The sequence below is a fragment of the Halomicronema hongdechloris C2206 genome, from assembly GCF_002075285.3.
Classification (GTDB): domain Bacteria; phylum Cyanobacteriota; class Cyanobacteriia; order Phormidesmidales; family Phormidesmidaceae; genus Halomicronema_B; species Halomicronema_B hongdechloris.
In genome coordinates this window covers 1,102,481-1,121,331 of the sequence record NZ_CP021983.2, presented here as the reverse complement: position 1 = coordinate 1,121,331, position 18,851 = coordinate 1,102,481, and the positions used below count along the sequence as shown (strand labels likewise).

The window sequence follows — 18,851 nt, the reverse complement described above, 5'->3', positions numbered from 1 at the left end:
AGCTCCAGAGCTTTTCTTACGGAAAGGACCTCATCCTAGTCACCTGAGTCTATCGTGTGCGTCGTTCAATTTCCCGACGGATGGCCCTCATGGTGTGCACTAGACTATCGGCAAACAGAGTGTAAAACATGCCTCTAAAGGGCCCCAGATCAGCTTCAGCCGTTACCTGTTGGGTGACTAGCACTTGCTCTGGCAGGGAATCTAACCGCCAATACCCTTCCATGGTTTGTAGATCCCCCTGCAACAGGCGAAAGTCGATCTGGCCGTCTTGTTCTACGTTCTCAGTGCGGACAGTGGATTCCATCTTGCCCAGCAGTATGATCTTACGGCGATCGACCTGCTCGACTATATTGCGATTCCCATCTTGCTCCAACACTCGACTCGAAACCACTGTCGGTAAAAATCGATCAAAGTTGTCATAGTCAGTGAGCACAGACCAAGCAATATCATAGGCAGCCCGAGCCAGCACCAAGACCCGATACTGGCCACTGCTACCTTGTAGGACCACTTGACCACGTTGCAGCTTCTGCTGGGTTTTTGCAGGTAGACTTTCTAGGGTACGCTGATGCAAGGACTCTGACATGGCATTGGACTCGTTACACTTCTTTAAAATCAATGTAGCGAAGTCTGAGGCATCTGGTTGGGGGTGACGCTCTGGACAGGTCAACTAAGAGCCGCAGGAAGCGAGGTGCCTGACCCTGGAGTAAGTGTGGCTAAAGATGTGCTATGGCTCCATCCCAGCAAGTATTGACGGCATATCGACAATTTCCCACCACGGTCAGCAGTCTGCTGCTGAGTACGGTAGATGGTGAGGGGCAGCCCCATGGCAGCTATGCTCCCTTTGTCATGGGGCCTCAGCGGGAGTTTTATATTTTTGTCAGTGGGTTGGCTAGTCACACTCGTCACTTAGCAGAGACTCAACGGGCTGCCATTCTACTGATTGAAGACGAAGCCCAGTGCTCCCAAATTTTTGCTCGTAAGCAACTGACCTACAGATGCACAGCCACCTTTGTAGACCGTCATGGCGCCTGCTGGCAGCAGTTAATCGACCAGTTTCAACAGCGTTTTGGTGATATTATTGCCACTCTAAAGTCTCTAGCTGACTTTCAGCTTGTGCAGCTGACTCCCTATGAGGGCCGGTTTGTCACGGGGTTTGGTGCTGCCTACGATGTAGATCCTAACGATCTGAACGGTTTGAAGCCTAACCGCCGATAAGTCAGCAGGCAACCTCTTTGGCTAGGAGTACCCCGTTCAGAAAAATGTCGGCTAAGCCCTCGGCTAACTCCTGCATGGTTTTAGGGGTCATCTGTTCGTCTCCCAGGGTAGCCTGACTGAATCCAGCGACCATGAACATGCCTAGAAAGATACGGGCAACCACCCGTGGATTCATCGGGCGATAGATGCCGTGTTCCATCGCCGTTTGAAAGAAGGCTTCGGCGACATCGATCATCTTAGCCACCACATCTGTCTGAATTTGCTCTCGGAGTTCAGGGTGGAATTGGGCCTCCATGAAGCAGACTCGCATCATGTCAGTATTCTTAGACAAGTTCAGCATACGCCGTCGCATCACCTGCCCAATGGCCTTATAGCTGGCCATGGCACTGAGCTCCGTCAATAGTTCGGTCAGCAACTCCACCCAGCCCTGGCTAGCAACTTCTACCAAAATGGCCTTCTTACTTTCAAAGTGACGAAACAGGGTTCCCTCTGCCACCCCAGCCGCTTGGGCCAGATCTCGGGTTGTCGTCCCCCCATACCCATGCTTAGCAAATAGTCGTTGGGCCGCTTGCAAAATCTTGGTTTGAGTATCGATCTCGGTTGGGGCGAGCCCCATGGGATGAAGAACCATAGCCGGACTGGGTAAAGAACTGGATACTATCTCTGGATACTATCCGGGGAAGAAATTCCCTGTAGACCATTGTGAGGGGGGGATTTGAAGATAGGATGGACACCGTTACATAAGCTCACAAACGCAATCCCTGCTACCAGGTAGAGACAGGATCTCAAAGGCATAATTTAAAGCTTTTTTTAATAATTATTTGACCTAGCCAGTGCTCGGCGACAGAAAACCGCCTCTATTGACTGGAGCGGAAAGGCTGCATTTATCAGGATTACTCTTTCTATCTTTTTACGTTTGCCTTGGCACACTAGAGAGTCTTCTTTTTAAGGCAACCTTTCCAGGTTGGAGCCAAACAAGCTCTATTGACCTGTCTCACAATGGCCATTACTTAGCTGAGGTTTTTCGGATGGAGCGTCCTGGTTGCTCTCTAAGGAAGCCTTCATCCACATCACTATGATTCGCGTGATGTTATGCAGGTTGGCTTGAGCTTGGTTACCTTCTCTGTATTTTCAAATATCCTCTAAGGAGCATTGGATCGAGATTCCACTCTGCGAGAAGCAAGCTACCTTGCGATCGCTCTGACTCCTATGTTGTCGTAACACAGGCTTGAAACCCGAGATCTAAGCCTATGTTGTTAGATCTGAGCGGTCTGTGATTGGATCTGAAGAGTGTGTAGTTGGATCTCAAGCTTGAAACCTGAAGTTTACAAAGACCAAACTCTAGGCAGACAGGCAGGTTGCTCCAGATAGTGGGGTCGTAGCGCTTGCCAGAGGTGGCTAAACCAGCGGCGGGCCTGCTGGCTGGAGTGGCCCCGATAGCGGCACAAGAGCCCCGCTTGCAGCTGGGTCACTCCCGCATCGGCCTCGGTTACAGCAGTGAAGTCTTGCCAGTGGTTGCGGGCCATGGCAACCCAGTCTCTGGTCCCAGGCACCCCTAGCACCACAAAACTCCCCACCACCGAGCAACCGGCTAGCCCATGGGGGCTCTGGAACCGGTCAGGATCCCCGGTTAAGACCTGGCGATCGAGCCAGAGGGGACGTCCTTCTTGCCAGACTTCGGTGCAGCTGCGCCAGGAGCCGGCATCGAAGACCTCGCCCCGGGCGCTGCGACCGAACCGGGTGAGATCCCAGGCCACCCAGATCGCCCCTGGGGCCAAGTCTACCCGAGTGGATTGGGCGTAGTGGGCGCCGCGAAACAGGATGGTTTCCTGGGGAAACCACTCCAGGCAGGTATCTGAGGCCAGGGTGAGGTGGTGGGTTTGGGTGGCGGTAGCTCCTTGGCTGCGATAGACTTTGCTGGCGGCGGCGGTGGTGATCAAGGCGCAACTACCAGGTTGCAGATCTACCGTGGTTTGCAGGGCATCGCCCCCGACCATGCCGCCGGCGGTGTGAATCAAGACGCTCTGGCAATGGCCGCTGGCATCGGCATAGAGGGGCCGTTGCAGCCGCCAGGGAGCCTGGGCATAGCTTTCTAGGGGAACCGTCTGCTGATGCTGCCGCCCGTAGCGCAGCCGCAGGATACCCAGCCAAGCCTGAGGCTGATTTATAGCCGTCATCGCCGTTGAGGTCTGCAAGGGTACTTAGCCATCGTAGGCTTGTTCGGGCACCGGCACCGGGGATGCCCCGATCAAGGAGCGCAGGTGCTGACACCGCAGGAGTTCCGTAAAGGTTAGGCTGGGACGACCTTCCAACCGGGGCCCTGCTTCAATGGCCTGCAGCAGGGCTTGAGCCGCTTCGGTTTCGCTGTAGCCTCGGCGTTGGGCCACCTGGAGGGTGGTTTCGTCGGCAGTCACCTCGGCGCGGCTGCCGCGAACCTGGCGCCATACCTGGGTCCCTGCCACGGCCGTCAACCCTCCGGCTGCCACCACCCCTACTACATCCTGCTGCAGTAGTTGCAACAGGGTGCCGAGGGCGCCAAGGACAACCAGACCCCGATACCAATCTGGCTTCAGCAGATTCACCGAGGTCAGCCAGCAGACCTGGCGCAAAAACAGCATATCCCGCTGAGGTATGGTCAACTGGCCCCAGAGAGAAAGGTTGAGGCTAATGGTATGTCGCGTCTTCCAGGGCCTAGGGAAATCGGTGGCAATCAGCTGTGACTGACGCTCATCCAGTTTAATGCGGGTTTTCATCCGCCCCGAGGCCGGGAGTAGTTCGCGTAGGCGAGGAAGTTCTAAGTCTGGGCTGACCACGGTCGTCTTACCCTACAGTCACCTCCTTAGCCTATCAGGCTGGGACGCTGAGGCAGAAGCAAAAGGCAAAAGGCAGCTTGCCCTGTATGGCTTTCAGCCAGGCCTCAGCCTGAGCTCGGCCGAACGGCTATGCCAAGCGTGCAGTGGCTCCGCTCACGTAGCGACCCCGGAGGGGTTAAGGAGTAACGAACGTGGGCGTTGGTACTAGCGGAGCCATGCCCGATAGGGCTATAGCTTTTCCAGGGGAGTTAGCCGCCCGGAAGGTATGGGGAAGGCAGACAGGGCAATCCTGATCAATACAGTTTTTATGCTCGGGGCGATAGCGGCGCTGGTTCCGCAGTAGAGGGACCCTAGCCTTAGGTGGCGGCGACGGCGACATCAACTTGATGATTATTGGCTTGTGGCCATGGGACCGGAAACTAGGGACACCTGGTGGGTTGACGGCTGCCATGACGTCCTCTTGGATGGGGTCCCACTAGCGGCAGAAGGACTCTACACAGCGGGCAAACATCTCCACGCCGATGCAGAGGACCGACTCATCGAAGTCGAAGCGGGGATGGTGATGGGGATAAGTAAAGCCCCGGTCTTCATTGGCCGAGCCTAGGAAGAAGTAGCAGCCGGGTACGGCCTCTAGGAAGAAGGCCATGTCTTCTCCACCCATGGTTTGGCAATCGGGGACGACGCCGGCCTGAGTTTCAACGACAGACAGGGCAACGGAACGGACCAAATCAGCCATGGCCACATCGTTGACCACAGGGGGATAGAGGGCTTGGTAGTCGAAGCTATAGCTAGCCCCGTGGCTCTGACATACCCCGGCGATGATCTGTTCAATCCGCTCTGGGAAAAACTGGCTGTAGGCCCGATCGAAGTAGCGCACGGTGCCACTGAAGCGGGCTTCGTCGGCGATGACATTGAGGGCAGTGCCGGCATGGAACTCGCCGATGGTTACCACTGCTGATTTCAGCGGATCGATGTTGCGGGCCACGATGGTCTGCAGGGCATTAACCACTTGGGCCCCAACTACGATGGAATCAACGGTTTGATGGGGAATGGCCCCATGACCGCCCTGGCCGTGAATCGTGCCGTGGAACAACTCGGTGGCGGCCATCAACGGCCCGTTGCGAACGCCAATGGTGCCAAGGGGAAGGTTATTCCACAGATGCAGCCCGACGATGGCATCGACGCTGGGGTTTTCTAGGGCTCCGGCCTCGATCATGGGCTTGGCGCCGCCCGGGCCTTCTTCTGCCGGCTGAAATAGAATCTTGACGGTGCCGGCGAAGTCGGGGTGCTGGGATAGGTAGTAGGCCGTGCCTAGGGCGATGGCTACGTGGCCATCATGGCCGCAGGCGTGCATAACACCATCGCACTGGGAGCGGTAGGGAACCTGGTTTTGTTCCTGAATTGGCAGGGCATCCATGTCTGCGCGAATGGCCAGCACGGGGCCGGGGCGGCGCCCGGGGATGGTGGCCACGATGCCGGTTTGGGCCACCCCTGGTTGGTGAGCGATGCCCCACTGGGTAAGCTGTTGGCTAATCAGGTGGGCCGTATTAATTTCTTTGAACCCCAGTTCGGGGTGTTGGTGCAGGGCTCGCCGCCACCTAACCAACTGAGGCTGCAGACTGCGAATGGTGAGACGAACGTCTGCCAGTTCAGGGGGAGGGGCTTTGGGAAAAGTGGTGAGCATGTGTCTTAAAGAGGCGCGTCTTAAAAAGGGATGTCAAGGGATCGAAAGGCCTAGGTGGGGGGAGGTGATGGCCGTCGAGTCAGGCAAATAACACACAGCCTAGGAAATGTATCCTGACTACTATCGCCTTACAATCGTTTTGCCACCTCATCAGGACGACTCGGCGGACAAGCTAGTGAAGGTTGCCCGAATGTTGCCCAGCGAGCTGGCTAGGCAGTTTCCCGGAGTCGCTAACTTGTTGACAGATGGCTGAGCGGGGATGGGGGAGTTAGCAGGGTGTCTTCATCGGTGGGCAACCTGTTTGCTCAGCCGCCAAGGCTTGCCTAAATCAATGCGGCTGCAATCAGCACGTTATTTCATTATTAAAAATTACTGGTCACTTGGTTGTGATCCTGATCTTATGCCTACGGTAACTTCACGGAAGTCTGGGGGATGTTAACAAAACCTCAAGATCAAGGCTAGCTGCTACTTGGGCCAAGGTTGAGACGTGTTGAGGCTGATCTAGGTAGGGTAGCGTTCCCAACACCGGTACCTGGGTGAGGGATTCAATCAGGGGAATGGGCGCCCAGGCCCGTTGGTCGGCCTCTGAGCAGGGGTGTCGGCAGTTGAGCACGATACCCTGCAGCGATAGCTGACTCTGGCGGGCTAGGGCTACGTTGGCGACGGACTGTGCGATCGCACCCAGTTGCACCGGCACCACCAACACCACCGGCAAATGCCACGCCGCCGCCAGATCTGCCACCGTCAATTCCGCTGTCACCGGCGAGCCCAAGCCGCCCAGGGCCTCTACCAAGACCCAATCACGGCTATCCAGCAACTGCTGCAGCCCCTGCCACACCACCGTCAGATTCACCTGGCGACATTCCTGGGCCGCCGCCAAAGGCGGTGCCAAGGGGGCTGCGAACCATTGCGGGGCGATTTCTTCCGCCGACTGATCGAGATCAAATAATTGCTGATATAGTTCTCGATCGCCGACACCCGCCTGCACCAACTTCAAAATACCGAGACGCCTCTGGGGTCGATGCTGCTGCCAGTAGGCAGCCAGGGCTGTGGTCAATACCGTTTTACCAACTTCGGTATCGCTGCCGGCAATCAGCAAGGCCCTATCCAGGGTGTGCATCAATCAGTCACCGAAATCGATAGCGTAAACTCAGCTGCCTCTGGTGATACCACATCAATCAAATAGTCACCGCCGCGGGGCAGTTGCCCTTGCCAGGCCAATACCTTCGCCGCATCTTCCACCAACTGGCCCCCGGGCAGGCGAATATTCAAGGTCACCGGACCGCTCACCCCAGATAACTCCGCCGACAAAATCTGCCCTTCCCGGGCATTGACCACATAGCGGCGCACCCGCTGCGGCCCCACACTGTTGGCCACACGCATCCCACTCTGCCCCGAGGGAAATTGCACCCGTTGCTCTAGAACCTCTGGGGGAGCCTGGGTTGGCTCCGGGGTCGCGGTCGGGGTGGGAGTTGGTTCTGGTGTAGATTCAGGGGCTTCTAGACTCACCTGCAGACTGTAGTCACTGTCCTGCAAGCCCTGCACCAGACGCAGCTGGATGCCATACTGGCCAGAAAAGGCCAACTCTCCCTGCCATCCCAATACCCGACTCGCCTGATTATCCGCCGGCTCACCATTGGGGGCCAAGACCGTCATCAACACCCCCTCTCCCTGCAGTCGGGCCGTTAAGCGCTGACCTTGCTCTGCCGCCAGCTGATAGGTAATGGTCTCATTGTCCCGCAGCGAGCCCCGGATAGTGCGACTATCGCCACTAGAGAGCCCCAGACGCTGGCTATACTCCACCGGCTCTGTATCAGTCGGCGATGTTGTCGGGCTCGGTGTCGTGGTGGAAGCCCCGGCATCGAGGGTGGGACTGGGGGTATCGGTAGCCGCCGGCTGGGGATTGCGATTCAGGGTGCTGACTACGGCCCAGCCTCCCAACCCGGCAATGAGCGCCAAGCCAAGCCCGATGGCAGTGACTGCCCAAGGATTCTCCCAAATAGAGGTATCGGCTTCGGCGGCGGGTTGAGTCCTGGGACTATGCTGATGAGTTCTTGCAGAGGTCACGGCCGTCTGCTCATAGGGCCGTCCCACCGCCACTGTCTTCATGTGGGAGACATTAGGGGATGGGGCCGTTGCCGGCGGCTGCGCCGACCTAGCAGCCGGGGCGGTACCCGGCCGCCCCACCGCTCCTAGGGCCTGAGCCATCTCACTCACCGACTGGTAACGATCGCCAGGGCGGTAACTCATGGCTTTATTCAGCACTTGGGCTAATCCAGGACTGACTTGGGCATAGGACTGCCAGGTCCAGTTCAGGTTGACATCGTCGAACATGTCCTGAGGCTCGCGGCCAGTGAGCAGCACCACTGCCGTGACTGCCAACGAATAGAGATCGCTGCTGGGATAGGCCCGGCCCGATTGCATTTGCTCACTGGGGGCATAGCCCAATTTACCCACCGTGGTTGCCTGGGTGGGGCGCTCAGCGAATTGAATCCGAGTCACCACCTCTTTCACCACCCCGAAGTCGATCAGCAGCGGTAACTGATCGTGGCGACGCCGGATGATGTTATCGGGGCTAATGTCGCGATGGATAATGCCCTTGGCATGGATATGAGCCAGCACCGGCAGCATCTGCTTCAGGAACTGCCTCACCTCCGCCTCAGAAAACACCATCCCCTGTTGCCGCCGTTGATCGAGGAGGTCGCGGTAGGTGGTGCCATCGACATAGTCTTGCACCAGAAATAACCGTTGGTCCTGCTCGAAGGTAGCCCGAAATTGGGGAATCTGGGGATGCTGAATCTGATAGAGAATTGCCGCTTCCCGCTGAAATAGCTGGGTGGCCTTATCTGAGAAATGGTCGACGCCCGGCTGCGGCACAAACTCTTTCAGGGCACAGCGCTCATTGAAGCGACCCAGATCTTCGGCCAGGTAAGTGCGCCCAAAGCCGCCCTGACCCAGGACGTGTATCAGGCGATAGCGATTCTGCAAAATGGTGCCGATTTCAATTGGGGATTGCATAGCCAACTCTTGCAGCAACCAACGGGGTAGTGACCCATGCCCCGTCCTACAGCTTCATCAGTTTACTGCAGTTTTTCCCAGTGCGTCGGTAGAAAGGTGTTCCAGGCGGTGGCAAAGCTAGGCAGCAACGCCTCAAACGCTTGAACCCTCAGACCAGTCAAGCTGCTCCAGGTCCGAGGTTTCCTCCGCAACTCAGCATAGGTTATTTTCATCAGATGCCCCTGGTCTCCACACCTGCTATTGATTCTACAGGCTCAATTTCCGATAAGGTCTATTGACGACCACCCACCAAGCGGTGTAAGCATGCCTCATTTCCAGATTGTCTGTGCGGAGGCTGAAGGTCGCTCCTTGGTGGTGGGTGGTGAATAAAGTCGCCGCCGATTCAGTAATGGGCTGCACATCTCCCTGGGAGAGATGAGTTTCAACGTGCGTTGTGGTCATCTGGACTGGGAATGTTTCCTGCGATGCGGGATCTTGGGCGATCGCAACTGTCGCGATTGCGCCTATTAATCCTAAGGGAACGAGCAGGGTCAGTAGTTTCTGATGTCGTTTCATGATGTAAATCTCCAGAGGGTTTCCGTACTAGCCGATTAAGACAGTTTAGGTACTCGGCTGAATATTTTGATTGCGGCTAAAGAGATTAGTCGGATCGTATTGGGTTTTGATTTCGACCAGGCGGTCGTAGTTGTCTCGGTAGGTGGCTTTGATGCGATCGCCCCCTTCTTCCATTAAAAAGTTCACGTAGGCACCGCCCAGGGAATAGGGATGGGTCGCTTCCCAGTAATCTCGCGTCCACTGCCTGAGCTGGTCATTGTGGGCTGGTTCAGGACTGACACCAACAATCACCTCGGACCAGGTGGCATCACGATAGCTGAAGGCCGTGTCGTTTTTCCCAACGTTGTGGGCAGCCCCGTCGATGGGGTAGAGATGCATAGTAGAGCGGAGGGTCGGTACCTGGGAACCATGCTGAACGTGGCGAGCAATCGCGTCGTCGCTGAGGTCTTTTACAAAATCTCCCTTCCAATACCACTGGTGCCCCGGCGGATACAGTTCATCAAAGGCACTTTGCAGCGCCGGATAGGGCATGGGATGAATCGCGTGTAACGCCGGAGAACCGACTGCCTGGACTGGCTCAAACACTTTCTTTAGCTGGTTTTCAGCCCCGACATAGCACCAAAACACGCCACACATGGTTTGGAAATGCAGATGCTCTGGAAAGGGTGGAGCGGGTGGCACCTGCAAAAACATGAAAAAGCCGCTCAGATCCTCTGGGGCAGCAGGCAGAAAATCCCGATACCACTTCATTACCGCTTCTGCCTGATCTAACGGCCACAGGGTCGGCCCGGCATATACAGTGCTTACTGGATGGAGCTGGAACAAAAACGAAGTTATTACGCCAAAGTTACCGCCGCCACCCCGCACGGCCCAGAACAAGTCAGGATGCTGGCTGGCATTAGCGGTGACTAAATGACCGTCAGCCAGCACAATGTCGACTTCTAGTAAGTTATCGATGGTGAGGCCGTATTTGCGGGTGAGATGACCATGACCACCCCCCAAGGTGAGGCCGCCAACACCCGTGTTGGAGTTGATGCCGCTGACGGTAGCGAGGCCAAAGGCATGGGTGGCGTGATCGACATCGCCCCAACGACAGCCCCCCTCAACGCGTGCAGTGCGAGTTGCCGGGTCGATTCGAATGCCTCGCATGAAGGAGAGATCAATCACTAAACCGTCATCGCAGATACCCAAGCCGGGACCGCTATGACCGCCCCCTCGAATGGCGGTATCAAGCTGGTAGGCTTGGCCGAACTTAACCGCTGCGATCACATCGGCAACATTGGCGCACTGAGCGATGAATCGAGGCCGTTTGTCGATCATGGCGTTATAAATTGTACGGGCCTCATTGTAGCCAGCATCCTCCGGTTGAATCAGCTGACCCCGCAGAGTATCGGCAAATTGTTCGAGGGTTGAGGTGCTTAACATGACATTCTCCTTAACGGTCTCTACTCGTTAGCTTGAAAAAGAAGTTGATTGAACGCGAGAGGCAAAATGGCCACAAACGGTTCATTTCTGCCAGCAATCGCCCCCATGAGTAACCAGCCTCTGCACATCAGCCTGCTAACTCTGCCCGACGCGATGCTCTCGACCCTGAGCGGTATTTACGATGTGTTGAATTCGTTCTCGATGCTGAGCACCTACGATGACCAGCTACCGAAGGTTTCGCCCTTTCAAGTGGAAATTGCAGGGGCCGGTCATTTGTCCAGTGATACGGCCAGTGGCCAGCCAGTGCGAGCAGAACGGGCGATCGTAGACATCGATCACACCGACATCGTCATCGTGCCGTCAGTGATGGTGGCTCAAGGGCAGTGGCAAACCGGGCGCTATCCCGAAGTCGTGGACTGGTTGAAGGCCATGTATGCCCAAGGAGCCACTCTGTGTTCAGCCTGCTCAGGGGTTTTGCTATTGGCCGAAACCGGGCTGCTGGACGGCAAAGAAGCCACCATGCACTGGGCCTATGCCACGACCTTTCGGCAAAACTTCCCCAATATCCAACTCAAACTGGAAAAGGTGCTGGTGATTGCCGGAGAACGGGAGCAGTTTGTGATGTCGGGAGCTTCTTCCTCCTGGCATGACCTGGTGCTGTACCTGGTTGCCCATCATGCTGGCCCTCATCAGGCTCAGGCGATCGCCAAGTTTTTCGCCCTGCAGTGGCATATAGACGGACAAGCCCCCTATCTGATGTTTAGGCCAACTCTCGACCATGATGATGCCCTGATGCGAGAGGCGCAGCTCTGGCTGGATCAGCATTTTGCGATCGCCACTCCCGTGGCTGAAATGACGGCGCGATCGGGCCTTTCAGAACGCAGCTTTAAGCGGCGATTTGACCAGGCCACGGGATATTCTCCCATTGCTTACGTACAGCATTTGCGCGTGGAGGCCGCCAAGCAACAGCTCGAACAAACTTCGGATGCCATCGAACAGATTAGCTATAACGTCGGCTATGAAGATGCCGCCTCTTTTCGCCGTCTGTTCAAGCGCCTGACCGAGATGACGCCAGGAGCCTACCGGCGCAAATTCAGCCTGCCTGAATTTGCGCACAAATAGGGATCAGCCAATCAACCTAATTTTCGAGCCAGGTAGTAGCTGTTTTGAAAGTCGTGGCAGAGCTGTTTGACTTCGATCTGCTCGAACCCAGCAGCTTCCAGCATTTCCAAGGCTTTTTCTTGGCCCCACATGGCCCCCAGACCAGGGCCGCCCATCGCCAGGGACACTGAGGTGCAGTGCATGCAGGAGATGGTATAGAGCAGGGGACCGGCAGGATGCTCTAAGTTGCCGTGGACGTGGCTGGAGGCGCGAATATCTTGCATTAGGTAGATGCCATCCGGCTTCAAAGCTCGGGCGATGTTATTCAGTACTGTTTGGGGGTGAGCCTGGTCGTGGACGGCATCAAAGGTGGTAATCAAGTCGTAGGCGGCTGTGGCCTCCAGCGTGGCGGCATCTTTGACCTGGAACTGCACATTGCTGAGATTCTGGGCTTGGGCGTCTGCCTGGGCGGTGGCGATCGCCGTTTCAGAGATGTCATAGCCAATAAAGCGACTGTGGGGAAAGGCCTGCGCCATGGTGTTTAAGGCGCGGCCACTGCCGCAGCCCACATCCATCACGTTAATGCCCTGCTGCAGCTTTGCCGTCAGCCCCGGCACCAGCGGCAAAATGTGATCCACCAAGGCCGCCACCACGGTCTGTCCACTGTCCTCAGCCATGACCTGATGAAACCGGGTGTAGGCAGAATAGGGTACTCCACCGCCCTCACGAAAGCAGTCAACGATTTGATCTTCTACGGCTCCAAGAAGAGGAATGTACTGGGCGAAGGCGGCAACATTATCGGGACTTGCCTCGCGGGTAAGCGCCGCAGCATGCTCTGCAGGTAGATGGTAGGTATCGTTGTCCGGATCATGCTCAATGATACCGCCAGTCACCATTGCCCCCAGCCATTCCCGCACGTAGCGTTCCTGCAGTCCAGCCACATCGGCAATCTGCTGACTGTTGGCGGGGGGTAAATCGGCCATCGTGTCGAAGAGATGAGTGCGATGTCCTATTGAGGTCATGAGGGCGATTGCGCCTCGATTCAGGGTTTCCAACATGGTGTCGGCAAAGGCTTCGGCTTTCGCCTGATTGATTGGCGTGGTTGTAGTCATGAGTTAGCCTCCTCGTTATCGATCAAAATGCTTAAGACAGGAGATTTTTTGGGTGGATCATCCCTCGGCGCGGCGTGTCGAATTCGTGGCTAGGATTCCACCTCAATTTGAAAGCGCAGGTTGACGCCCTCGGCAGGGTTGAAGCCCAAAAAGGTTTGTGTGACCTGGCCACGGGCATGGCGATAGGGGCCAGTGCCGCCGACGATCGCCCGTTGAAAGGGCACATTCGGTTCGGGCAGTTCATACCCTTCGCTGGTTAGGGTTTTGCTGCCGGGGCGATCGCCAAGGCTATAGAGCTGATGGCTGATCACCCAGGGTCCGGTCTCCGTCGCGGCGCCTTCGCCAATAAACCAGCCCCGACAGGTCCACTGCCCCATCACCTGGTCAGGAAACTCAGGATCGCCGTTCGCTAAAACCCCGTTGCTATCGGTGAGTGTTCCTGGGGGATAGATATAGCCCTGGGTCACGAAGGGATTGCCATAACTCGGCATGCCATTCTCCAGCACTGGCGACTCGTCGAAGACAAATCGACTGGCATCTTCGGCAACATCGAACTGGAGGATTTGGGCAGCATTGCCCATGCCGTTTGGAGGCTGAGCAGAAGGCGAATCGAGGGCGATCGCCCCACCGGTGAATAGCAGGCTGCCCAGGATAACCGCCAGTAAGCCTGATTGGCTCCAGACTGTTTTAGGGGTCATTTTTCTCCCAGCCTGGTAGATCCATGTCCAGCAGATTTGGGCTATCCGGGTGACATCATGGAATCCCTGGACTAAAGCGGTTCGGCATGGATGTTGGTTCATGATTTTGCGGTTGTGACATCAGTGGTGTTCAGGTGGGTGAAGGGTTATTCTTTGCGCACATCAGCCATCCAAACGCGCTCAAAGGGAATTCTGGCGCTGCGGTAAGCAGTGCCAACCGATTCGGCGTCTGCGGCTTCAAATTCGTCGATGCTGCAATTGCGATCGCACGACACCAGCGATTGCAGCCAGCGAATTTGCCGCTGGCGGAAACAGCTGGATTTTTGGTAGACAGAGGGATTACCCACCTCCCGATTCAGGGAATCGTCTGTCATTTCGACAAGAATGCGGGCCATTGCCTGCCTCCCTCACCTGAAGCCAATACGCTGGTTCTGTATTGCTGAATTCAGGCTAAGCAAGGCGGCGATCTAAAATCGTTCGTAAAACGTTCGAGTAAACCTCAGGGTTCTTGTAGCTCGGTGGCCCAGATGCGATTCGAAAGGGACCCTGGCCTGCGGCAAGACTGTCGCACTGATTCGGCGCAGGGGCTTCGAGTTCACAAACGCTGCGGGTGCGATCGCTAATATCGCGCGATCGCAGCCAGCGAATTTGCCACTGGCGGAAACAGCTGGCTTTTCTGTAGACAGAGCGCGATCGCCCCTCGTATGCTTTAGGGCCGCTCAAAGTCTGCCAGGATGAATCCAGAACCTACACTGAAACGCTATCAGTCGGCTTCGGTGCCTCGTGACTTCATCTGAGCTCTTAGCTGCTCAAGTTCCTGCTCCGCTTGCTCAGCCCGTTGGCGCTCTTGCTCAGCCCGTTGGCGCTCTTGCTCAGCCCGTTGGCGCTCTTGCTCAGCCCGTTGGTGCTCTTGCTCAGCCCGTTGGTGCTCTTGCGCGGCCAATTCTTCTGGAGAGGGAATGAGCTCACCGTCTGAGGTAAAAAACCGCAGCTTGTTCTTATTGACCCCCAGGTAGAGCTCTAGTTGCTGACTCCAGAGCCAGCCTTGCTCCGTGGGCTGGATTGATTCATACTGGCCATCCAGCAGATGAAATCCCTGGAGCTCGACCGTGTCAGGGTCAAACCAGAAGTAGTCTGGGGTGCGAAAGATATTTTGATAAAGCTGTTTTTTGGGACCTTTATCGACCTGCCTGGTCGAATTTGACAAAATCTCTAGAATCAGGTTCGGATATTGGCCTTGTTCATCCCAAACCACCCAACTTCGGCGATCTTTTTTCTCTGTACCTAAAACCACGAAGAAGTCTGGGCCTCTAAAATCGCGAGACTTAAGCTGCTGCTGATTGTAATAAACCGTCAAGTTGCCTGAGACGTAGGCATCGTCGCGATCTCGCCACCACCACCGCAAAATCCCGATGAGCAGGTCAATTTGGTCTCGGTGAAAGTCACTTTCCAAGGGGGGTTCATCACTCCACAGGTTAGTCGGAGGACAGTGCACTCCATCCGCTTCAATTGTGTCAGAAGCTAGCATCACAGGCTGAGACATAAGCAGGAGACCATGAGGTAGCTCCATTGTAAGGAAATAGATGAAGTATGAAAGGGTGTTTCAGATTAGCGAGCTAAAAGCACTCGCAGAGTGTTTGCTCAAAAATCAGGGTTCTTGTAGCTCGGCGGCCCAGATGCGGCCAAACGGTACCTGTGCTTGCCGGTAGGACTGCCGCACCGATTCAGCGTCAGGGGCTTCGAATTCACAGATGCTGCGGGTGCGATCGCCCGACACCAGCGATCGAATCCAGCGGACATTGTGCAGTTCTAGGCAAGGAAACAGGCGCTGGTTAGCGCTGTCCCAATCGGTTTCGGTGAAAGGGGGATCGTAAGTCGTTTCTAGCACTAGACGAACCATCGGTGTTCTCCGTCAAACCTCAATTGCCAGCATTGGGTTCAGGCTATCAACTGCGCGACGAGCCCGAGCACTGAGGGGAGAGCCATCGAGAGCACGATGCAAGGCCTGCAATTGTTCTGCTGGACTCTTTGCAGAGTCAGGCTCAATTCCTACAGTAGCTCTAATCAAAACTGCCCAGGCCAGGGCAATGGAACTGGGATAATCGACAATCTGGGCCACTTGCAGGGCCTCTTCGGCTCTGGGAATAGCAGTTTCGGGGTGTTCTCTCTGCAGATCGCTCTCCGCTGCTGCCGTGAGCACAAAGGCCAGCATGCGCTTGGCGTCAATCTGGCGCAGGGTGGTCAGGGCCGATTCCAGCCTGGCCGCTGCATCGGTGTGTCCTAGCTGGTATTGGGCTAGCGCGCTCAATCCCTCGGCAAAGGCGGCTTCACTGCCTTCACCACCAATTTTGTCAGCCACGATTGCCATCTCCTGGCAGTAAGGCAAAGCGGCCCCTGGAGTACCAGCTTCGAATTCCACCAGAGCTAGATTCAGGAGACAAACTGATTCTCGCCAATGATCTTGCTCGCGACGGGCCTGCTGCCATCCCGTTGCTAAGAGCTGCCGGGCCTCAGCCCAATCTCCGGCGAAGCGGCGCACACAGCCTAAACCATGGGGAATATCGCTCAGCTCGATGCCCACCCTCGCTGCCAGGGATTGCGCCTCTAACAGCAGGGCTTCGGCCTGAGGCATGTCACGACCAATATCGGCCAGACAAGACCCGCTGTTGGCCAAGGTTCGAGCGGTCATGGCTGGGCTGGTAGAACGCCCCGTTTCTGCCGCCTGCAGAGAGTGCTGGTGGACGCCCGTCAGGTCGCCGTGGTCATAGCTGAGGGCAATCAGCGCCTCTAGTCCGATGGCAGCGGTATCTTTGAGCTTCAGGGTTTTAGCCTCGGCAATTAGGCCCTGCAGCTCCTGTTCTAAAGTAGGGACTTGCGCTCTCGACACCCCAGCCAGCACATAGACCCCCAGCAGTTCTAGATGCAACGCCACCCGCTGCTCATCCTTTAGCTTTTGGCAGTGCTGGATCCCGCGCTGAGCCAGTTTTGAGGCTTCAGCATAGGCAAACAAGCGCAGACACCGTTGGGCCGCTCGTAAGGCAGTGGCAGCAGCTAAGGTGCGATTGCCCCCCAAAGCTGCATGGTGAGCGATTTCACCGGCTAGCGTATCAGTTTTGCCAGACAAATGCTCCAGAGCCTGGGCAAGCTGTAAATGCACCCAGCGGCGGCGGGGTTGCGAAAGCCGCTGATAAGCCACCTGTCGCACCATGTCGTGGGCGAAGTCATACTCAATATCATCCTCAAAGTCGGGGTCTGAATCGGTTCCAGGTCGAATAATGCCGTATTGTTCTAACTGCTCTAGCGCGGCCAGCAAACCCATCGGTGAATTATCCGCCACCTGGGCTAGGGTTGTGAGTCGAAAACTGCGCCCCAGAGCCGCTGCCCAGGGTAAGAGTTCACGGGCAGCAGGTTCGAGCTGTTGCAATCGCGCCTGAATCAGCACCTCCAGATTGCCAGGACCAGCGGCAGAATCGGAATGTGCAGAGCGGGCAATTTCGAGTGCGAATAAAGGATTACCGCCGCTGTCGAGAAACAGCCGCTCCTCATCCACAGGGCTGTGGAACGTCCGCGCGAGTTCGCTTGTGTGGGCGCGATTCAGGGGCGCGAGGTCGATACTCTGGAGGCAGCGTTCCCGCTGCAGGGCCTGGATAAATCCAGCCGCCGGGGCATTTTGCGCCAGGGCTCTGGGACGAGTAGCACAGGCAAACCGCACCAGCGAGCCCCTCAATAATCGAGAGGCATAGTGCAATAGGGCGATGGAGGTCTCATCCAGCCACTGAAGGTCATCTAAAATCACCACCGTCAAACCACAATCGGCGGCAAGTCGCAACAGCCGCTCCACCACCGCATCAAACAGCTGAGCGCGATCGCTAAGGGCCTCTGGTTCATTCCCTGCTGTAGACAGCAGCCGATCCAAAGCCACCGATAATCCGTCCCCGGCTTCGGCTTGAGCGGCACGGTGGGTAGCCTGCGGGCCGCTCCGCAGAGCATCAATCCAGGCTCCATAGGGACGCACCATTTCGGCCTCAAATCCACGCCCCTGCAACACTTGTCCCCGAGCCGCCAACACCGAAGCCCTCAACTCATCCAGCAGCCGTGTCTTGCCAATCCCCGGCTCTCCCGTCAGCAACAGCAGTTGCTCGGTGTTCTCAGTCGTTAGCCAATGTCGGAGAGTTCGACATTCGGTTTCGCGACCAATGAGAGGGGGATGGAAGGATTTTGAATTTTGAATTTTGAATTTTGAATTATCAAGATTCTGATCTTTTGCCTTACTCTCCCACGTCTGCAACCGCTCAACCACCTCGCAGGTCGCCGGACTGGGCTCAACGCCTAACTTCGCTTCCAGCACCTCGACGCAGCGATGGTAAACCTGGAGAGCGCTGGCGCGATCGCCATTGAGCCCATGCAATTGCATCAGCCGACGATAGGCCGCCTCACAGAGGGGATCGTGGGTTAGTCGGCGGTGGGCATAGGCGATCGCGGCACCATACTCTCGCTGCTCTTGTAAGTATTCAATCATGGTATCCAGGGCATGGACGTAGGTTTGCCGCAGCTGATTTCGTTCTGGAATAATCCAATCGTCGTAGCAACTCGGCAGTAAGTCTCCCTGATAGAGGCTGATGGCTTTTTCGAGGGCGGTCTGCCTGATAACGACATCCTGAGTCTGCTGCGCTAGAGCTACAGCTGCTTCAAAATCGGCTGCGTCCAGGTGAAAGGGGCTATCAGCAGGGCGCCATTGCAGTGTATTGGGGCGGATGTCTAGAAATTTTTTGGCATCTGGCAGGGCCTGACGCAAATGGTAGAGTTCTCGGCGCAGGTTGGTGCGAGCCTGGGAATCGGTGGAATCGGGCCAGATACAAACCGCCAGATGCTGACGGGACTGGGGAGCGTGGCGATGCAGCACCAGATGGGCCAACAACGACTGCAAGCGTGGAGTCTGCACGCTGGTGACCAGTTCATTGGCGTACGCCAAGCGAAAATCGCCCAGCAATTTGAGGCTTAGGATAGAACCTGCCGTGGATTTTTGGCAGGTGTCTGGGGTATGGCTCACCTTGCTTTTGAGACCGTGGTTTCGAGACGCTCAGCGAAGTCCTCGCGCCACGATCACCGCTACCGTGCCTATACCTTTACGGTATCGTCGATCCGCAGAGCGCTGTAGGAGCATATTAACTTATCCTAAATGTGGAACTCGGATAAATTGTCTGTTCACAGCTTTCTCTATTTGACAGTT

At 56.3% G+C, this 18,851-nt stretch carries 19 protein-coding genes; 2 read left to right on the top strand and 17 right to left on the bottom strand.

Features of this window, described 5'->3' with window-relative positions:
- Nucleotides 1–49 precede the first annotated feature (49 nt).
- Nucleotides 50–583 carry an SRPBCC family protein gene (locus tag XM38_RS05175; RefSeq protein WP_080806375.1) on the bottom strand — a complete coding sequence of 178 codons (534 nt, stop codon included), beginning with the start codon at nucleotides 581–583 and terminating at the stop codon, nucleotides 50–52.
- A gap of 143 nt (nucleotides 584–726) precedes the next feature.
- Between XM38_RS05175 and XM38_RS05170 the strand changes: the two genes are divergently transcribed.
- Complete coding sequence (locus XM38_RS05170) at nucleotides 727–1,215, top strand: HugZ family pyridoxamine 5'-phosphate oxidase (RefSeq protein WP_088429278.1); 489 nt, start codon at nucleotides 727–729, stop codon at nucleotides 1,213–1,215.
- Between the two features lies 1 nt (nucleotide 1,216).
- Here the strand turns inward: XM38_RS05170 and XM38_RS05165 are convergent, their stop codons facing one another.
- The 9 genes from XM38_RS05165 to XM38_RS05130 form a co-directional block, all read right to left on the bottom strand.
- Nucleotides 1,217–1,831, bottom strand: coding sequence for a TetR/AcrR family transcriptional regulator (locus XM38_RS05165; protein ID WP_080806371.1), 615 nt, complete (start codon nucleotides 1,829–1,831; stop codon nucleotides 1,217–1,219).
- A gap of 709 nt (nucleotides 1,832–2,540) precedes the next feature.
- Nucleotides 2,541–3,392 carry an urease accessory protein UreD gene (locus tag XM38_RS05160; protein WP_088429276.1) on the bottom strand — a complete coding sequence of 284 codons (852 nt, stop codon included), beginning with the start codon at nucleotides 3,390–3,392 and terminating at the stop codon, nucleotides 2,541–2,543.
- A 24-nt stretch (nucleotides 3,393–3,416) separates the two neighbouring features.
- Nucleotides 3,417–4,028 (bottom strand): DUF3318 domain-containing protein, encoded by a 612-nt coding sequence (locus XM38_RS05155; RefSeq protein ID WP_225889189.1) that lies wholly within the window; start codon nucleotides 4,026–4,028, stop codon nucleotides 3,417–3,419.
- A gap of 475 nt (nucleotides 4,029–4,503) precedes the next feature.
- Entirely contained in the window at nucleotides 4,504–5,712 is a 1,209-nt protein-coding gene (locus XM38_RS05150) for a M20 family metallopeptidase (RefSeq protein ID WP_080806366.1), read from the bottom strand.
- Nucleotides 5,713–6,127: 415 nt separating this feature from the next.
- Nucleotides 6,128–6,832, bottom strand: a complete 705-nt coding sequence (gene bioD / locus XM38_RS05145; RefSeq protein WP_080806364.1) for a dethiobiotin synthase — start codon at nucleotides 6,830–6,832, stop codon at nucleotides 6,128–6,130.
- Entirely contained in the window at nucleotides 6,832–8,730 is a 1,899-nt protein-coding gene (locus tag XM38_RS05140) for a serine/threonine-protein kinase (protein WP_080806449.1), read from the bottom strand. The genes bioD and XM38_RS05140 overlap by 1 nt, the downstream gene beginning before the upstream one ends.
- A 62-nt stretch (nucleotides 8,731–8,792) precedes the next feature.
- Complete coding sequence (locus XM38_RS25755) at nucleotides 8,793–8,942, bottom strand: hypothetical protein (RefSeq protein WP_187329286.1); 150 nt, start codon at nucleotides 8,940–8,942, stop codon at nucleotides 8,793–8,795.
- A gap of 34 nt (nucleotides 8,943–8,976) precedes the next feature.
- A complete protein-coding gene (locus tag XM38_RS05135) occupies nucleotides 8,977–9,285 on the bottom strand; it encodes a hypothetical protein (RefSeq protein WP_080806362.1) in 309 nt (102 codons plus the stop codon).
- Nucleotides 9,286–9,330: 45 nt separating this feature from the next.
- Nucleotides 9,331–10,710 (bottom strand): FAD-binding oxidoreductase, encoded by a 1,380-nt coding sequence (locus XM38_RS05130; protein ID WP_080806360.1) that lies wholly within the window; start codon nucleotides 10,708–10,710, stop codon nucleotides 9,331–9,333.
- A gap of 105 nt (nucleotides 10,711–10,815) precedes the next feature.
- On the opposite strand from XM38_RS05130, the gene XM38_RS05125 reads away from it, so the two are divergent.
- On the top strand, nucleotides 10,816–11,832 hold the full coding sequence (locus XM38_RS05125; RefSeq protein ID WP_088431524.1) for a GlxA family transcriptional regulator: 1,017 nt from the start codon (nucleotides 10,816–10,818) through the stop codon (nucleotides 11,830–11,832).
- Nucleotides 11,833–11,843: 11 nt separating this feature from the next.
- On the opposite strand, the gene XM38_RS05120 is transcribed toward XM38_RS05125, so the two are convergent.
- From XM38_RS05120 to XM38_RS05090, 7 genes are all read right to left on the bottom strand, one after another.
- Entirely contained in the window at nucleotides 11,844–12,923 is a 1,080-nt protein-coding gene (locus XM38_RS05120; protein ID WP_088429274.1) for a class I SAM-dependent methyltransferase, read from the bottom strand.
- An 89-nt stretch (nucleotides 12,924–13,012) separates the two neighbouring features.
- The gene (locus XM38_RS05115; RefSeq protein ID WP_080806355.1) at nucleotides 13,013–13,621 is read right to left on the bottom strand and encodes a hypothetical protein; all 609 of its coding nucleotides are present in this window, start codon (nucleotides 13,619–13,621) and stop codon (nucleotides 13,013–13,015) included.
- A gap of 146 nt (nucleotides 13,622–13,767) precedes the next feature.
- Nucleotides 13,768–14,016, bottom strand: coding sequence for a hypothetical protein (locus tag XM38_RS05110; protein WP_080806354.1), 249 nt, complete (start codon nucleotides 14,014–14,016; stop codon nucleotides 13,768–13,770).
- A 55-nt stretch (nucleotides 14,017–14,071) separates the two neighbouring features.
- A complete protein-coding gene (locus tag XM38_RS05105; protein WP_137455014.1) occupies nucleotides 14,072–14,344 on the bottom strand; it encodes a hypothetical protein in 273 nt (90 codons plus the stop codon).
- 40 nt (nucleotides 14,345–14,384) lie between these two features.
- A complete protein-coding gene (locus XM38_RS05100) occupies nucleotides 14,385–15,164 on the bottom strand; it encodes a Uma2 family endonuclease (RefSeq protein WP_088429272.1) in 780 nt (259 codons plus the stop codon).
- Nucleotides 15,165–15,269: 105 nt separating this feature from the next.
- Nucleotides 15,270–15,521, bottom strand: a complete 252-nt coding sequence (locus tag XM38_RS05095; protein ID WP_080806351.1) for a DUF4242 domain-containing protein — start codon at nucleotides 15,519–15,521, stop codon at nucleotides 15,270–15,272.
- Between the two features lie 12 nt (nucleotides 15,522–15,533).
- A complete protein-coding gene (locus tag XM38_RS05090; RefSeq protein WP_187329285.1) occupies nucleotides 15,534–18,593 on the bottom strand; it encodes an AAA family ATPase in 3,060 nt (1,019 codons plus the stop codon).
- Between the last annotated feature and the right edge of the window lie 258 nt (nucleotides 18,594–18,851).

Bases quoted from the DNA above. Each gene is read 5' to 3' on its own strand.
- XM38_RS05175 (WP_080806375.1), bottom strand. From the start codon at position 583: ATGTCAGAGTCCTTGCATCAGCGTACCCTAGAAAGTCTACCTGCAAAA.
- XM38_RS05170 (WP_088429278.1), top strand. From the start codon at position 727: ATGGCTCCATCCCAGCAAGTATTGACGGCATATCGACAATTTCCCACC.
- XM38_RS05165 (WP_080806371.1), bottom strand. From the start codon at position 1,831: ATGGGGCTCGCCCCAACCGAGATCGATACTCAAACCAAGATTTTGCAA.
- XM38_RS05160 (WP_088429276.1), bottom strand. From the start codon at position 3,392: ATGACGGCTATAAATCAGCCTCAGGCTTGGCTGGGTATCCTGCGGCTG.
- XM38_RS05150 (WP_080806366.1), bottom strand. From the start codon at position 5,712: ATGCTCACCACTTTTCCCAAAGCCCCTCCCCCTGAACTGGCAGACGTT.
- bioD (WP_080806364.1), bottom strand. From the start codon at position 6,832: ATGCACACCCTGGATAGGGCCTTGCTGATTGCCGGCAGCGATACCGAA.
- XM38_RS05140 (WP_080806449.1), bottom strand. From the start codon at position 8,730: ATGCAATCCCCAATTGAAATCGGCACCATTTTGCAGAATCGCTATCGC.
- XM38_RS25755 (WP_187329286.1), bottom strand. From the start codon at position 8,942: ATGAAAATAACCTATGCTGAGTTGCGGAGGAAACCTCGGACCTGGAGC.
- XM38_RS05135 (WP_080806362.1), bottom strand. From the start codon at position 9,285: ATGAAACGACATCAGAAACTACTGACCCTGCTCGTTCCCTTAGGATTA.
- XM38_RS05130 (WP_080806360.1), bottom strand. From the start codon at position 10,710: ATGTTAAGCACCTCAACCCTCGAACAATTTGCCGATACTCTGCGGGGT.
- XM38_RS05125 (WP_088431524.1), top strand. From the start codon at position 10,816: ATGAGTAACCAGCCTCTGCACATCAGCCTGCTAACTCTGCCCGACGCG.
- XM38_RS05120 (WP_088429274.1), bottom strand. From the start codon at position 12,923: ATGACTACAACCACGCCAATCAATCAGGCGAAAGCCGAAGCCTTTGCC.
- XM38_RS05115 (WP_080806355.1), bottom strand. From the start codon at position 13,621: ATGACCCCTAAAACAGTCTGGAGCCAATCAGGCTTACTGGCGGTTATC.
- XM38_RS05110 (WP_080806354.1), bottom strand. From the start codon at position 14,016: ATGGCCCGCATTCTTGTCGAAATGACAGACGATTCCCTGAATCGGGAG.
- XM38_RS05100 (WP_088429272.1), bottom strand. From the start codon at position 15,164: ATGTCTCAGCCTGTGATGCTAGCTTCTGACACAATTGAAGCGGATGGA.
- XM38_RS05095 (WP_080806351.1), bottom strand. From the start codon at position 15,521: ATGGTTCGTCTAGTGCTAGAAACGACTTACGATCCCCCTTTCACCGAA.